General features: G+C 66.0%; 1 protein-coding gene. It reads left to right on the top strand.

Translation table 11 applies throughout. The features are described from left to right. On the top strand, nucleotides 1-1,098 hold a 1,098-nt coding region (locus CVV68_RS23755; RefSeq protein ID WP_170133341.1), incomplete at both ends, for a DUF222 domain-containing protein.

The raw sequence follows: 1,098 nt of genomic DNA on the forward strand, positions 1-1,098 counted from the left end.
CCTGGATTCCCTCGGCGATGCCGAAGTGATCGAGTGGGCACGGACCGTGGAACACCTCAGCCGCTACATCCAGGCCCTGCAAGTCCAGGCCGCCGGAACCATCGCCACCCGCACCAACGAAGGCCGCTACCTGCGCGAGGGACACAAATCCCCCGCCGACACCCTCACCGACACCCTGCTCCTCAGCCGCGCCGAAGCCAGCCGCCGCCTCACCCTCGCCCACCACTTCCTTCCCGCCACAGACCCCCTCACCACCGTCACCACACCCTGCGACCAGCCCATCCTCGCCACCGCGTTCTTCACCGGCACCACCACCACCGAACAAGCCCTGACCGCCTCCCACTACACCGCCGATGCCACCCACCTCGCCCACGCCGGCCGCACCACCACCGAAAAAGCCCGGGAACTCGAAATCACCATGACCACCCACGCCCAAACCCAAAACCCGGACTTCCTGCGCCGCATCGGCACCCGCGCCATCACCATCATCGACCCCGACGGCGACAAACCCACCGACGGCGAACTCATCGCCAAACAAGGCATCCAATTCCACCGCGCCTACCGCGGCCTGATCCGCATCACCGGCCACACCACCATCGCCCAATACGAAAGCATCATGGCCTACATCGGCCACTCCACCAACCCCGCCCCCCACAAAAACATCAACACCATCAACCCCAACAACGCCCCAGAAACCAGCAACGGCACCGGCACCGGCACCGGCACCGGCAACAACAACAGTGCCGGCACCGGACCCGACGGCACCGGCACACTGCCGGGTCAAATGGACCTCATGGACCTCCTCCACGCCACCACAACCGGAACACCAGCCACACCCGCGCAGGGAACACCACCGGCACCAGGAACGGTCCCGGAAGGATCCTGGCCCCCACCCCAAGGACCACCCCCGGACTGGGCCCAACCCGCCACCACCAGCAAGAACGACAACACCACCGCTGGCAACAACGACAGCGATGACAGCACCGACAGCGAACCTGACAACGGCCGTGACAGCGCCTGGATCTTCCCCAACTCCCCACAACCGGCAGGAATCGGCTGGACACCCCGCCCCGAAACCACCACCAACGACGCAAGCAC

Origin of the sequence: Arthrobacter livingstonensis (assembly GCF_003219815.1) — a bacterium.
Lineage (GTDB): Bacteria > Actinomycetota > Actinomycetes > Actinomycetales > Micrococcaceae > Specibacter > Specibacter livingstonensis.